Genomic DNA, 13,490 nt, shown 5'->3' with positions numbered 1-13,490 from the left:
CCACCGGGCGACGGGGGCACCAGGCTCAGGACGTCAGGACCTCATGCTGTCCAGGGAGGACTGGGCACGCTCCAGCAGATCGTCCGGGACTCCGCAGGGCAGGGCACGGAGTTCGTCGATCAGCGCCGACATCCGAGTGGCCCCCGCCTCACCGCGCCCCATCTCGTACTCGGTCCATGCGGCGTACTGCACGCACTGGAGCCGGTCCCCCAGATGGTCCGGACCCAGTTCGGCATAGACGCCGGCCGCGCGCGCACTGAGCTCGATCTCCTCCAGCCGCAGCGCCTCGATCTCCTCCTCGCTGCGCACCACGCCAGGGCGGGAACCCTCGTCTTCCTCGTCGTCAGCCTGCTCGTGCGCGCTGACACTCCAGTCGACCACCTGCGCCCGCTGGAGCCAGGTCTGGGCGAGCTCGGCCCGCAGCTGCGCGGCCGGGACCCCGGGGGACTCCGCGTTCTCGGCCAGCGCGCCCTCCAGGACCCGGACGGCCTGGTCCATCAGCTCCCGCGCCTGCGCCCACGCCGCAGCGGTGGCCTTCCTCCGCGGCGCCAGCCAGGCCAGGGAGCGCAGGATCCGCACCTCGGCGACCGGGGCATCCCCCGTCACCCGGTACAGCTCCAGGGACCGCTCGTACGCGGCGACCGCCTCCTGCTCCAGGCGCGCGGCCGAGAGCTGTTCCGCGGCTGCCTGCGCGAGGGCGGCCTGCGGGCGGGGGTCCTCCCAGCCCTTGGCCACCTCCGCCGCCAGCAGGTACTGCTCCGCCGCAGCCCGAGGGTCGTTCAGCTGCCGCAGCTGATCGCCGAGGAACTCCCGTACGGACACGGCCTGTCCCTCGCCGTGCTCCAGCAGATCGGGCAGCGTCGACTGCAGCACTTCCGCCGCGTCGGCGTTCCGGCTCTCCCGTGCGTACGCCCTGGCCAGTACCAGCCGGGCCTGCGCTCCTCCGTCGGAGGTCAGGCCTGCCTGGTCGAACCAGTGCGCCGCGGTGAGACCGTGCTCGGCCGCCTCCGCCGCAGCGTCGGCGCGTTGCAGCAGGATGTCCGCGAGGGTGAGCCGCACGACGCCCTGCGTCTCGGCCTCGATCACCTCCGCGGAGTGCTCCAGCGCGGAGCGCGCCGCCTTCTCCGCCTCCTCGGGCCGGCCCAGCGACATCAGCACGCCGGCCCGCAGCACCAGCGCGTCCACGGCCTGCCAGGGCAGACCGGCCGACACGGCGCGCCCCGCGGACGCGGCCAGCAGCGGCAGGGCCCGCTCGGGGTCGCCCTGCGTCAGGGCGACACGGCCCAGCATCTCCTCGGCCTCTGCCACCAGGTCGGGCAGCTCCGCCTCGTGGGCGGCGGCGAACGCGCGGAGCCCGGCCGCCAGCTCACCGTGCCCGTGGTCCTGGCCGGGGCCGTGGAGGTGATCGTGCTCCGGGCCGGCCTCCAGCGAGCGCAGGTACGACTCCACACGGATCGAGGAGAGCTGCGCCAGCGCGATCCGGCGGGCGCGCAGCGGCTCGTCCCGGTCCAGCGCCTCGGCGGCGCGCACGGCCACCGCCAGCAGCTCCCGGATCCGCTCCGGCGCGGCCCCGGACTGCGCGGCCGCGCTCGCCAGCCGCAGCTCCGCCAGCGCGGCGCGCTCCGCCTGCCCGAGCGCCCGATAGCCGTTGCGGACCGCCTCCAGGAGCTCCGCCGCGTTCCCGGATCCGCGGCGCGCGGCCGCCAGGGCCCGGTGGTCCGCCACATCGGCGGCGACCAGCGGGTCCACCTCGCCCTCCGGGAGCGCGTCCACTCGTACGCCGACCTCGTCCCAGAGCGCGTCCGCGGCCGGATGCCGCTGCTCCCGGGCCTGCCGGGCGCGCTCCACCAGTACGTCGAGACCGGCCGCGGGCGCTGCGGGCGCAGCCGCAGCGGCAGGGGCGGTCACGGACGCAGTGGTCTGCGGCTGCGGCAGCTCCGTGCTGCGCACCCCGAGCGGCAGTACATCGACGAGCGGCTCCCGCCCGATCCGGGTGAGGAACCGGTCGGAGACGCGGGTGGTGCCGTTGCGGGCGTCGAACCGCCTGGCGATCTCGATCGAGCCCGTGCGCAGCACCTCGTACAGCGTGGAGACCGTGTGCGGGACGCCGTCGTACGGGACGGCCGGGCTCTGGCCGTGCCCCAGTTCCATCAGCCGGCGCAGCAGCACGAGGATGCCGCCGTGGAAGGCCATCTGGTCGTCGGCATTGGCGAGCGGGCCGACGTGGGCGGCGTGCTCGGCGAGGATCTCCAGGCCGCGCGACTCGTTGCCGCTCAGGGCGCAGAACTCGATGTGCTTGCCGACCGACGGCAGCAGGCTCTCGTTGCCGCGGGCCATCCGGTAGCCGCGCACGTGATGCGAACGGGCCTCGTCGAGGCGGCCGAGGCGCAGCAGCGGCAGCAGCGAGGTGGCGAGCAGCCGGTGGGGCTCCTCGGCGCAGGTCCGCTCGCCCGCCAGCACGGGCTGCCAGACCTCCAGGGCCTGGGTGTCGTCCCCGCGGAGCACGGCATACGCGCCCTGGCCGTTGAGCTCACAGGCCCGGCAGTCGCTCATGTCGTCGCGGTCGGCCGCCAGCCAGGAGCGGTACGCCCGCTCGGCCCGGTCGTCGTCGCCGATCGCGTCGGCGAGCCACAGCTCGGCCTCGCGCACCGGCCGCTCGCTGTAGCCCGCGATCCGGTAGCGGCGCTCCATCTCGTCCAGCCAGCCGGTCGCGGACTCCAGCGGGATTTCGGGGGAATCGCTGATGGCCGTCGCCACCCACTTGAACTGCCAGAACAGCGAGTGTGCGTCCCAGCGGGAGAAGGCGCCGGGGTCCTTGTCGTACTCCTGGAGCAGCCGGGCGAAGGGCACCAGCATCTTCGAGGACTCGGCACTCCACAGATAGGCGTTGATCAGGTTGTCCAGCGCCTTGCGGAACAGCGGCCCGTCACCGGTCGCCTCGGCCGCGCCCGCCAGCACCTCGGCGTGCGCGTTGCGCGCGGCCCCGTTCGGGGCGCCGTGGTTCTCCTCCAGGCCCCGCTCGATCTCCTCGCGAGTCAGCGTGGTCACTTCTGTCCCTCCTGGGAGTCGGTGGAGTGGGTCGCCCATTCCAGGAGCCCGAGGAAGGCCCGGTTCAGCAGTGTGGTGTCGGCGGGGCGCAGCGGCCGCTGGGACATCAGCAGCGCCTGCCCGTAGAGCGATTCGACGGCTGTGGCGGTCAGGGCCTCGTCGGGCAGGGCCGAGATCCGGCGGATCAGCGGGTTGTTGTGGTTGAGCACCAGGCGGGCGCGCGGCCCGGAGCCGCGCAGCGCGCCGAGGATTCCGCTCCACAGCGAGTCGGCGCTGTCAAGCGCCGCCGTCCGGTCGCGCTCCTGGCGGGCCTGGCGGTCGTCGAGGTAGAGGGCGGGTACGGAGACGGGCTGGAAGGCGCGCAGCACCACGTCGCAGCCCTGCGGCTCCAGCCGGGTGCGCGCCGTGGACAGGAACGGCGCGAGGGCCAGTTCGGCGGACGTCGGGACCGGGTCGAGCCGCTCGGTGACCGCCCCGGCGTCCAGCTCCGTGACCTTGAGGTCGGGCCGTACGGAGGGCAGCAGGGCGAGCAGGTCGGCGTCGTAGGTGTATCCGGCATTGATGACGCCGAGGCCGTGGGCGGCCGCGATCGGGGCGATCTGACGGAACTCCTCGACGGTGCGCGTGAAGTGGACCTCGGTGTGGGCGGCGGTGAACTCCTGGAGGCTCATCGATCCGTCGCTGGTCTCGAACGGAAGCCAGGGCAGCATCAGTCCGAGCAGTTCGGCGTCGTGCCGGGCCAGGGACTTCACTCCGAGGTGGTGGACGCCCAGGAAGGCGGCCAGGCGCTCCGGTTCACTCGCGGCGAGCTCGGCGAGCCAGGCCCGGACCCGGGCGCCGAGGGCCTCCCGTACGGCGGACAGGGTCTCGTCGTCGTACAGGTTCTCGCGGGAGGCGGTGGGCCGCAAAGTGTCCGTGTCGATGACCGCGCGGACGAAGAAAGCCCAGTCCGGCAGCAGGTTGTCGGCGTGGTCGGTGAGCAGCATGCCCTTGAGGTGGACGCGGTGTCCGGTCCGGTGGGCGGGGCTGGTCGGCTCGGGGAGCACGTACGCCACGCCGCGCACCCCGGCGACGGGCAGGTCGAGGTCGATGCTGTCCAGCGGGGTGAAGCCGAAGAGCTGCGCGCAGTGGCCGGCGAGCGCGACGCGGCGCGCGGCGGGGGTGGGGAAGGGACGGTCCCACACGGCGGGGCGGTCGGTGACGGCACGCGGCTCGCCGCCCTCGCCGTCGTCGAAGCTGATGTCGTACGGGAGCAGGGAGCCGTAGTCGCGGGCCAGCTGCTCGACCTTGGCCGGGACGGTCCACTCCTCGGCTCCGGGGCGGGCCTGGAGGACGACGGTGGTGCCGGGCTCCCGGCGTGCCTCGTCGGGCAGTTCGCGGACCGTGTACGAGCCGTCGTCCGTGGCCAGCCATTCGACGGGTGCGGCCTGGGGGTCGCGGGCGGAACGGGTGATGACGCGGATCTGGCGGGCCACGACGAAGCAGGCGAGCAGGCCGATGCCGAACTGGCCGAGGAACTCGCGGCGGGTGGTCTCCAGGCCGTGGTCGCCGCCGCGCTTGGAGCTGCGGCCGATGGTGGCGAGGAGGGAGTGGGCCTCGGCGGCGGTCAGGCCGATGCCGCTGTCCTCGATGGTCACCCGGCCCGCGGATGCGGACAGGCGGATGCGGATCTCCGCCTCCGGGTCGAGTGCGTGGCGGGCGGTGACGGCGTCCACTGCGTTCTGCAGGAGCTCGCGGACGTAGACGCGCGGGCTGGAGTAGAGGTGGTGGGAGAGCAGGTCGACCAGGCCGCGCAGATCGACCTGGAAGCTGTTGGCCGAGGGGTCGGAGTGGTCGGCGGAGCGGGAGGAGGAAGAAGAAGACGAGGAAGAAGAGGAAGAGGAAGAGGATGTGGACGTCACGGGGCGTCACCTCGCGTGCTCGCATGGATGGTTCGGCGATCGCGAGGTACCCCCCTCACGGATCGGAATGAGAAACAGAGTAGGGGGATGATCTGACAATCTCTTGGGGAATTCCGGCGCTAAGAGAAGCGCAGGAACTGCGGCGGGACGGCGTCCGCCAGCCACACGCCGTTGGCGCTGATCCGGAAAACGTGCCCGGCCGCCCGCATCGCCCCCGCGTCCACGGCGAGCACGATCGGCCGACCGCGCCGGGCGCCCACGCGGGTCGCGGTCTCCCGGTCGGGGGACAGGTGCACGTGGTGGCGGGCCATGGGGCGCAGGCCCTCGGCGCGGATCCCGTCCAGAGCGGCGGCGACGGTGCCGTGGTAGAGGTACGCGGGCGGCTCGGCCTCCGGCAGATCCAGGTCCACGGCGACGGTGTGGCCCTGGTTGGCCCGGATGCGGGTGCCGGCGACGGCGAACCGCTGCTTGTCGTTGGCGGCGACGACGTGGTCGAGTTCGGCGCGGCTGACGGGGAAGCCGTGGGCCGCGGCCGCGCGGAGAAGGTCGTCGATCTCCACCCACCCCTGGGGATCGAGCACCAGTCCGATGCGTTCCGGCTGATGCCGCAGATGTTTCGAGACGTATTTGGACACCTTCACGGTGCGTCTGTCGTCCATGGACCCAGCTTGCCGGGTCGGGCGGGGGTTCAGCAGGGATTTATCGCCGTTCTGTCCAGCTGAGACACCCTCTATCGCATTTCCAAGATACGGAATACATTTTCCGTTGAACTGCTGCCCAGGGGGAGAACCCATGACAGTCCACGCTTCTCTGCCGCGCCGCGCGGTCGCCGAGCTCATCGGCACCGCCGGCCTTCTCGTGGTGGTGATCGGTTCCGGTATCCAGGCCGCCGGCCTCAGCCATGACACCGGTGTCGCCCTCGCCGCCAACTCGCTCGCCTCGGCCATCGGCCTGGGGCTGATCACCACTCTCTTCGGGCCGCTGTCCGGGGCCCACCTCAACCCGGTCGTCACCCTCACCTCCTGGTGGGCCCGTCGGACGGGCGGTGAAGGGCTCGGCGGCCGGGAGGTCCTGGTCTACACCGCCGCCCAGACCGCCGGGGCCATCGGCGGCGCCGTCCTCGCCGAGGCGATGTTCGGCCGCGCCCCCGGCACTTTCTCCACGCATGTCCGTGGTGGCGGCCACTTGCTCGTCGGCGAGATCGTGGCCACCGCCGGGCTCGTCCTCGTCATCCAGGGCCTGGAGCGCATCGGACGGCCGAAGCTGATCCCGGCCGCGGTCGCCGCGTACATCGCCTCCGCGATCTGGTTCACCTCGTCCGGCTCTTTCGCCAACCCGGCGGGCACCATCGGGCGCGCCTTCAGCGACTCCTTCACCGGCATCGCCCCGCAGTCGTTGCCCGGATTCGTCGCGGCCCAGCTGGCCGGCGGCGTCCTGGGCCTGGCCCTCGCAGCACTCCTCTACGGGAGCACCCGGCGCGGTACTGCCGGCACCACCGGTGTCACCGGCACCACCGGTGTCACCGCTCCCGCGACCCCCGTGAAACCCGCGTACGAGACCATCGGTTGAGCCGTCCCGCAGGGATGTCCACAGGGTTGCCCACAGGTAATACCGACTTGTCCACAGCCGGTTGGGTGGGATTTGACGGTAAACGAGTGATCCGCCCTGTGGACTACCGACCGAGTGGCGTCGGCCGTTACCCGCCGCCCCGGCGCGCCAGTTCGTTCATCGTCCGGGCCTGGAGCTCCCGCTCCGTCGCGGCCCGGACGAACTCCCCCACGTGCTCGGCGCCGACCAGCTCCTGCACCGCCCGTACCGTCTCCGCCGGCAGTGCCACCGACGCGGGCCCCGAAGGCTGCGGGGCCCCGGACGCTCCCAGGTGGCGCTGGAGATGCCGGGTCGCGAACAGCCGCATCGCCCGTGCCAGCTCGGCATCCACCGTCTGCTGGGCCAGAGGGCGCAGTCTCCGTACCATCGTCGCCGCCTCGGCCGCGTCCGCGTCCGTTGGCGGCACCTGCCCGAGGTAGCGGGCGAAGACGTGCTCGGTGGTGAACTCCAGGAACCGCGAGGCGATGTGCTCCACCTGCCCGCGCAGCTCCCGCAGGTGCCCGGTGATCGCCGACAGCGGCACTCCGGCCGCGTACAGCTCGGCAGCCACCGCCAGCTCCTGCGGGGACGGCACCAGGAACTCGTCCGGGCGCCCCGGGATCGCCTCCAGCACCCCCAGCTCGCACGCCTCGCCCACCGCGTCGTCGTCGGGCCGGCCGCCGAACCGCTCGTTCAGCTCGGCCCGGCTGATCCGGGCGGCCTCCTCGTCGGTCCAGGGGCCGTGCACCTCGGCGACGAGCCCCAGCACGCCGCCGAGCCCGCGCCCGGCGTCCCAGGCCTCCAGCAGCTCCTTGATGGACGCCAGCGTGTAGCCGCGGTCCAGCAGGTCGGCGATCTGGCGCAGCCGCGCCAGATGCGTGTTCCGGTAGACGTTGGATCGGCCTCTGCGCTCGGGCTTCGGCAGCAGCCCGCGGTCCTGGTACGCCCGGATGGTGCGTACCGTCGCTCCGCTGTGGTGTGCGAGATCCTCGATCCGGTACTCGGCCACCGCCTGTTCTGACAATCCCGGCTCCCTACGACATGGCGGCTCGGCCGACCGCGGCCGCCGCGGCCCGGGCGGCAGGCGAAGCCGCAAGGCACTCGACCGCCCTGCGCAGCGAGCCCTCCTGCGAGGGATGGTACGACCGCCGGAAGGAGCGGGATATGGCCGTGCCGGGCTCTCTCCACCGAGGCGGGGTGGTCGGCCGGCCGAAGGCCGCCCGGCGCGGGCCGATCGCGTACGGGGACCCGCGCGAGGCGGTCCCGGAGCCGCCGCGGTCCGGCTCCGCCGACCCGCTCACAGCCGGGGCTCCAGTTTCGCGAGCCGCCGCAGGGTGCCCGGCGCGAACCGGGACAGCCACAGGGCGCCCTTGGACTCCGGTGTCACCGGCACCACCGCCTCGTTGCGCACCACCGCCCGCAGGACCGCGTCGGCGACCTTCTCCGGCGGGAAGTTGCGCAGGCCGTACAGCCGGGAGGAGCGCTCTTGGCGGCGCTTCTCCTCCGCCGCGTCCACCCCGGCGAAGCGCGAGGTGGCGGTGATGTTGGTGTTGACGATGCCGGGGCAGATCGCCGAGACCCCGATCGACTGAGATGCGAGCTCGGCCCGCAGGCACTCGCTCAGCATCAGCACCGCGGCCTTCGACGTGCTGTACGCGGGCAGGGTCCTGGAGGGCAGGTAGGCGGCGGCGGAGGCGGTGTTGACGATGTGTCCGCCCTGGCCGCGCTCGGCCATCTGCCTGCCGAAGATCCGGCAGCCGTGGATGACACCCCACAGGTTGACGTCCAGCACCTTCTTCCAGTCCTCCGAGGTGGTCTCCAGGAAGGGCCCCGACAGGCCTATCCCGGCGTTGTTGACCAGGACGTCGACGATTCCGTACTCGGCGGCGGTCTTTGCCGCGAGTTTCTCCATCGCCTGCTCGTCGCTGACGTCGACGCACTCGCCCCAGGCCTCGGGGGCCCCGATGAGCCGTGCCATGTCGGCCGTGCGGGCCGCGCCCTCGGCGTCCCGGTCCACGCAGACCACCCGGGCGCCGGCCTCGGCGAATGCGAAGGCGGTGGCCCGGCCGATGCCGCTGGCGGCGCCGGTGACCAGCACCAGCTGGCCACCGAACCGGTCGGCGTACCTGCCCGGGGCCTTCTGCTGCGGTGCCCGGGCGGCCGGTTCCTCCCGGGCGGTGACGAACTCGGTGATCCACGCCGCCAGCTGGTCGGGCCGGGTCCGAGGCACCCAGTGCTTGGCGGGCAGGGTCCGCCGCACCAGGTCGGGGGCCCACAGCTCCAGCTCGTCGTAGAGCCGCTCGGAGAGGAAGGCGTCCCCGGTCGGGGTGATCAGCTGGACGGGCGCGTGCGCGTACGCGTCGGGGCGCGGCCGGCGCAGCCGGGCCCGTACGTTGTCGCGGTAGAGCCAGGCCCCGTGCGCGGCGTCCGAGGGCAGCGAGTCCGTCGGGTAGGAGCCGGCCGGGACCTTCTCCATGCGCTCCAGGATCCTAGGCCACCGCTTGCCGAGCGGTCCGCGCCAGGCGAGCTCCGGCAGTACGGGGGTGTGCAGCATGTACACGTACCAGGACTTGGCGCCCTGGCCGAGGAGCTGGGCGGCCCGGCGCGGGGTGGGCCGGGCCATCCGCTTCTTGATCCAGTGCCCGAAGTGGTCGAGGGAGGGGCCGGACATCGAGGTGAAGGAGGCGATCCGGCCCTCGGTGCGGGCGACCGTCGCGAACTCCCAGCCCTGGACGGACCCCCAGTCGTGGCCGACCAGGTGCACCGGCCGGTCCGGGCTGACGGCATCTGCCACGGCCAGGAAGTCGTCGGTCAGCTTCTCCAGGGTGAAGCCGCCGCGCAGCGGCACCGGAGCCGTGGAGCGCCCGTGGCCGCGCACGTCGTAGAGCACCACGTGGAAGCGGGTCGCGAGCCGCTCGGCGACCTGCGACCAGACCTCCTTGCTGTCCGGGTACCCGTGCACGAGCACCACGGTCGGCCGGTCCGTCTCGCCGAGTTCGACGACGCACAGCTCGATGCCGCCGGTGCTCACCCGGCGCTCACGCGCTCCTGCGAGGCCCGTGTCCTTGATGCCGTCCGCTTCGCTCATGCCGCTCATGCTGCCTTCTCCTCGGCCCAGCGCCGCACGTGCGGCAGATCGTCGTCCAGCCAGAACGCGCTTTCCACGGGATCCCGTGAGTCGGTGACGACCAGGATCTCCTCGAACTTCGCGCCGGTGCCCCGGAAGCCCAGGTGCGGTTCCACCGCCCACAGGCCGGGCTGCGGCCGGTGGTCGGAGAAGCGGTACGGGCTCCACAGCGGGGACCAGCCCTCGCGGTGTCCGTGCAGGGCGTCGGAGACCAGCCCCTTGAGGGACTGCGTCCCGAACCCGAAGGCGGTCGGGGACCAGCGCCGCTCCCTGACCCGGTCGATCTTGTGGGCGATCACGCCGAAGGGGTAGGCGCGGTGCCGGTTGGCGTACCCCTGGCGGATCATCAGCCGCTCGACGTTCTCGTAGATCTCGCGCAGCGTGCGGCGCTCGCGGACCTGCTCCAGGATCAGCTCGCGGTGCACCCGCAGATCGGACATGAGCCGGTCCTGTACGGGGTTCAGCCCGAGGCTGCCCGAGTACCCGATGTCGGCGGCGTACCCCTTGTACACCGGCGCCATGTCGAGGATGAACGGCATCCCCGGCTCCAGCTTCCGGTTCGTCGGGAAGAACTGGAGAGGGATCTTGAAGTCCGCGAACGCGGTGCGGTCCCCGAACCACGCGAACGGCAGGTGGAACCAGTCCCGCACCCCGCGCTCGCGCAGCCACTCGCGCTGCATCCGCGCCGCCTCGCGCTCGGTCACGCCCGGCCGCAGCTGCGCCGCGACGGTCTCCGCGCACTCGTACGAGAGGTGTTGCACTTCCCTGAACCCGCGCAGGTCCGCCGAGAGTTGCGCGGTGCGTTGCCTGGTGTCCCCAGCCATGACAGCCGTCCGTCCCTAGAGCCGTACGCGCTACGCGCCCGTAACTTGACACTGATGAATGTGACAATGACCGGAGATCACGTCAAGGCCCGTGCACGGACCTGTGGACAAACTTGTCCGGTCCGCATCAGCCTTTCGTCAGGGTGTGTAGTCCTGAAGGCGGAGACGGGATGACGCTCCAGGTCTGACGATCCGCGCGACCCGCGCCACTAACGTCGAAGCCGTGACTGTCATCGCGACCGAAAGCCTGAGCAAGCGGTACCCCCGAGTGACCGCAATCGACCGGCTCTCCCTGGACATCGGGCCGGGAGTGACCGGCCTCGTGGGTGCCAACGGAGCCGGCAAGTCCACGCTGATCAAGATCCTGCTTGGACTGTCCCCCGCCACCGAGGGCCGCGCCGCCGTGCTCGGGCTCGACGTTGCCACCCATGGCAGTGCCATCCGTGAACGTGTCGGCTACATGCCCGAGCACGACTGCCTGCCGCCCGACGTCTCGGCCACCGAGTTCGTCGTGCACATGGCGCGCATGTCCGGGCTCCCGCCGACCGCCGCCCGCGAGCGGACCGCCGACACCCTGCGCCACGTGGGCCTGTACGAGGAGCGCTACCGCCCCATCGGCGGCTACTCCACCGGCATGAAGCAGCGGGTCAAGCTGGCCCAGGCGCTCGTCCACGACCCCCAGCTGGTCCTCCTCGACGAGCCCACCAACGGGCTCGACCCCGTCGGCCGCGACGAGATGCTCGGCCTGATCCGCCGCGTCTACACCGACTTCGGCATCTCCGTCCTGGTCACCTCCCACCTGCTCGGCGAGCTGGAGCGGACCTGCGACCACGTCGTGGTCGTCGACGGCGGCAAGCTGCTGCGCTCCAGCTCGACCAGCGACTTCACGCAGATCACCACGACCCTCGCGGTCGAGGTCACCGACACCGACGCCCACCCGGACGGAACCGCCGCACTGCGCAAGGCACTCGCCGCCGCGGGCCTCACCTTGCACGCGGGCGAGGAGCAGGGCCTGCCCGGCGCCGGCCACATCCTGCTCCTGGAGGCCACCGGCGAGGACACGTACGACATCGTGCGCGACACCGTCGCCGGCCTCGGACTCGGCCTGGTCCGCATGGAACAGCGCCGCCACCACATCGCGGAGGTCTTCCGCGACAACGACCAGCAGCAGCTCGTCCGGAAGGGAGCCGGTTCCGATGGCGCCTGACACCTCGACCCAGATCCACAACATCGGCTACCGGTCCTACGAGGGAGCCCGGCTCGGCCGCTCCTACGCCCGCACGTCGCTGTTCTCGCAGTCCCTGCGCGGCGCCTACGGGCTCGGCCGGTCCGCCAAGTCCAAGGTCCTCCCGATGATCCTCTTCGCGGTGATGTGCGTCCCCGCGCTGATCATCGTCGCGATCGCCATCGCGGTCCCCGGTTCCACCAGCCTGCCGATCAAGTACACGACGTACGCCCTGACCACCCAGGTGGTCATCGGCCTCTACCTCGCCTCGCAGGCACCCCAGTCGGTCTCCCGGGACCTGCGCTTCAAGACCGTGCCGCTCTACTTCTCGCGGCCGATCGAGCGGATCGACTACGTCCTCGCGAAGTTCGCGGCGATGGCCTCGGCCCTGTTCATCCTCACCGCCACACCGCTGCTGATCATGTGGATCGGCTCGCTGCTGGCCAAATTCGACTTCGCGGACCAGACCAAGGGGTTCGCCGAGGGACTGGTCTCCGTGCTGCTGCTCTCGGTGCTGTTCGCCGGCCTCGGCCTGATCATGGCCGCGCTCACCCCGCGCCGCGGCTTCGGCGTCGCCGCCATCATCGCCCTGCTGCTGATCCCGTACGGCGCGGTGACCGCCGTCCAGGGCATCGCGTACAGCACCGGTTCGACCGGTGCCATCGAATGGATGGGCCTGTTCTCCCCGATCACCCTGATCGACGGTGTGCAGACGGCCTTCCTCGGTGCCACCACCGCCTTCCCCGGCGGCGAGGGCCCCTCGGCCGGCGTCGGCTTCGTCTACCTGCTCGTCGTCCTCGCCCTCATCGCCGGCTCGTACGCCGCCTTGATGGCCCGCTACCGGAAGGCCGGGCTGTGACCATCATCGACATCGACCACACCTCCCGCTGGTTCGGGAACGTCGTCGCCGTCAACGACGTGACCATGCGCATCGGCCCCGGCGTCACCGGGCTCCTGGGCCCCAACGGCGCCGGGAAGTCCACCCTCATCAACATGATGGGCGGCTTCCTCGCCCCCTCCACGGGCACCGTCACCCTCGACGGCACGCCGATCTGGCAGAACGAGCAGGTCTACCGGCAGATCGGCGTCGTGCCCGAGCGCGAGGCCATGTACGACTTCCTCACCGGCCGGGAGTTCGTCGTCGCCAACGCCGAGCTCCACGGCCTCGACGACGCGGCCGCCGGGCGGGCGCTCGCCACCGTCGAGATGGAGTACGCCCAGGACCGCAAGATCTCCACGTACTCCAAGGGCATGCGGCAGCGCGTGAAGATGGCCTCCGCCCTCGTCCACGACCCGTCCGTGCTGCTCCTCGACGAGCCGTTCAACGGCATGGACCCGCGCCAGCGGATGCAGCTCATGGACCTGCTGCGGCGCATGGGCGAGGACGGCCGCACCGTGCTGTTCTCCTCCCACATCCTGGAAGAGGTCGAACAGCTCGCCTCCCACATCGAGGTGGTCGTCGCCGGCCGGCACGCCGCCTCCGGCGACTTCCGCAAGATCCGCCGCCTGATGACGGACCGCCCGCACCGCTACGTTGTCCGCTCCTCGGACGACCGTGCCCTCGCCGCGGCCCTGATCGCCGACCCCTCGACCGCAGGCATCGAGGTCGACCTCAAGGAAGGCGCCCTGCGCATCCAGGCCGTCGACTTCGGCCGCTTCACCGAACTGCTGCCGCGGGTCGCCCGTGCGCAGGGCATCCGGCTGCTGACGGTCTCGCCCTCCGACGAGTCCCTTGAGTCGGTCTTCTCCTACCTCGTCGCGGCCTGAAGGAGCTGGCA

The 13,490-nt window shown here is 71.9% G+C and carries 10 protein-coding genes; 4 read left to right on the top strand and 6 right to left on the bottom strand.

Annotated features, from left to right (window positions below; genetic code table 11):
• Positions 1-33: 33 nt before the first annotated feature.
• The 3 genes from ABTY04_RS02470 to ABTY04_RS02460 all read right to left on the bottom strand — a co-directional run bounded on the left by ABTY04_RS02470 (position 34) and on the right by ABTY04_RS02460 (position 5,608).
• Complete coding sequence (locus ABTY04_RS02470; RefSeq protein WP_352211440.1) at positions 34-3,048, bottom strand: tetratricopeptide repeat protein; 3,015 nt, start codon at positions 3,046-3,048, stop codon at positions 34-36.
• Positions 3,045-4,949: an HSP90 family protein gene (locus tag ABTY04_RS02465; RefSeq protein WP_352211439.1), complete on the bottom strand. Its 1,905-nt coding sequence runs from the start codon at positions 4,947-4,949 to the stop codon at positions 3,045-3,047. Before ABTY04_RS02465 ends, ABTY04_RS02470 begins: the two co-directional genes overlap by 4 nt.
• Before the next feature lie 119 nt (positions 4,950-5,068).
• Positions 5,069-5,608, bottom strand: a complete 540-nt coding sequence (locus ABTY04_RS02460) for an RNA 2'-phosphotransferase (protein WP_352211438.1) — start codon at positions 5,606-5,608, stop codon at positions 5,069-5,071.
• A 133-nt stretch (positions 5,609-5,741) separates the two neighbouring features.
• Here ABTY04_RS02460 and ABTY04_RS02455 point away from each other — a divergent pair, with 133 nt between their 5' ends.
• Positions 5,742-6,518 (top strand): aquaporin, encoded by a 777-nt coding sequence (locus ABTY04_RS02455; protein ID WP_352211437.1) that lies wholly within the window; start codon positions 5,742-5,744, stop codon positions 6,516-6,518.
• 127 nt (positions 6,519-6,645) lie between these two features.
• Here the strand turns inward: ABTY04_RS02455 and ABTY04_RS02450 are convergent, their stop codons facing one another.
• The 3 genes from ABTY04_RS02450 to ABTY04_RS02440 all read right to left on the bottom strand — a co-directional run bounded on the left by ABTY04_RS02450 (position 6,646) and on the right by ABTY04_RS02440 (position 10,487).
• Complete coding sequence (locus ABTY04_RS02450; RefSeq protein ID WP_352211436.1) at positions 6,646-7,560, bottom strand: MerR family transcriptional regulator; 915 nt, start codon at positions 7,558-7,560, stop codon at positions 6,646-6,648.
• A gap of 273 nt (positions 7,561-7,833) precedes the next feature.
• Positions 7,834-9,624 (bottom strand): SDR family oxidoreductase, encoded by a 1,791-nt coding sequence (locus tag ABTY04_RS02445; RefSeq protein WP_352211588.1) that lies wholly within the window; start codon positions 9,622-9,624, stop codon positions 7,834-7,836.
• A 5-nt stretch (positions 9,625-9,629) separates the two neighbouring features.
• Entirely contained in the window at positions 9,630-10,487 is an 858-nt protein-coding gene (locus ABTY04_RS02440; RefSeq protein ID WP_352211435.1) for a M24 family metallopeptidase, read from the bottom strand.
• Between the two features lie 223 nt (positions 10,488-10,710).
• On the opposite strand from ABTY04_RS02440, the gene ABTY04_RS02435 reads away from it, so the two are divergent.
• From ABTY04_RS02435 to ABTY04_RS02425, 3 genes are read left to right on the top strand one after another with little or no spacing between them, the layout of a single operon-like run.
• Positions 10,711-11,694, top strand: a complete 984-nt coding sequence (locus ABTY04_RS02435; RefSeq protein ID WP_352211434.1) for an ABC transporter ATP-binding protein — start codon at positions 10,711-10,713, stop codon at positions 11,692-11,694.
• A complete protein-coding gene (locus tag ABTY04_RS02430) occupies positions 11,684-12,571 on the top strand; it encodes an ABC transporter permease (RefSeq protein ID WP_352211433.1) in 888 nt (295 codons plus the stop codon). The genes ABTY04_RS02435 and ABTY04_RS02430 overlap by 11 nt, the downstream gene beginning before the upstream one ends.
• The gene (locus ABTY04_RS02425; RefSeq protein WP_352211432.1) at positions 12,568-13,479 is read left to right on the top strand and encodes an ABC transporter ATP-binding protein; all 912 of its coding nucleotides are present in this window, start codon (positions 12,568-12,570) and stop codon (positions 13,477-13,479) included. The genes ABTY04_RS02430 and ABTY04_RS02425 overlap by 4 nt, the downstream gene beginning before the upstream one ends.
• The last annotated feature ends 11 nt before the right edge of the window (positions 13,480-13,490 follow it).

The organism is Streptomyces sp. NPDC097981 (genome assembly GCF_040302565.1).
GTDB lineage: Bacteria > Actinomycetota > Actinomycetes > Streptomycetales > Streptomycetaceae > Streptomyces.
This window is presented reverse-complemented; position numbering and strand designations above follow the sequence as displayed.

What these genes read in the sequence shown, in the direction of transcription:
- ABTY04_RS02460 (WP_352211438.1), bottom strand. Translation starts at nt 5,608, where the DNA reads ATGGACGACAGACGCACCGTGAAGGTGTCCAAATACGTCTCGAAACAT.
- ABTY04_RS02430 (WP_352211433.1), top strand. Translation starts at nt 11,684, where the DNA reads ATGGCGCCTGACACCTCGACCCAGATCCACAACATCGGCTACCGGTCC.
- ABTY04_RS02455 (WP_352211437.1), top strand. Translation starts at nt 5,742, where the DNA reads ATGACAGTCCACGCTTCTCTGCCGCGCCGCGCGGTCGCCGAGCTCATC.
- ABTY04_RS02445 (WP_352211588.1), bottom strand. Translation starts at nt 9,624, where the DNA reads ATGAGCGAAGCGGACGGCATCAAGGACACGGGCCTCGCAGGAGCGCGT.
- ABTY04_RS02440 (WP_352211435.1), bottom strand. Translation starts at nt 10,487, where the DNA reads ATGGCTGGGGACACCAGGCAACGCACCGCGCAACTCTCGGCGGACCTG.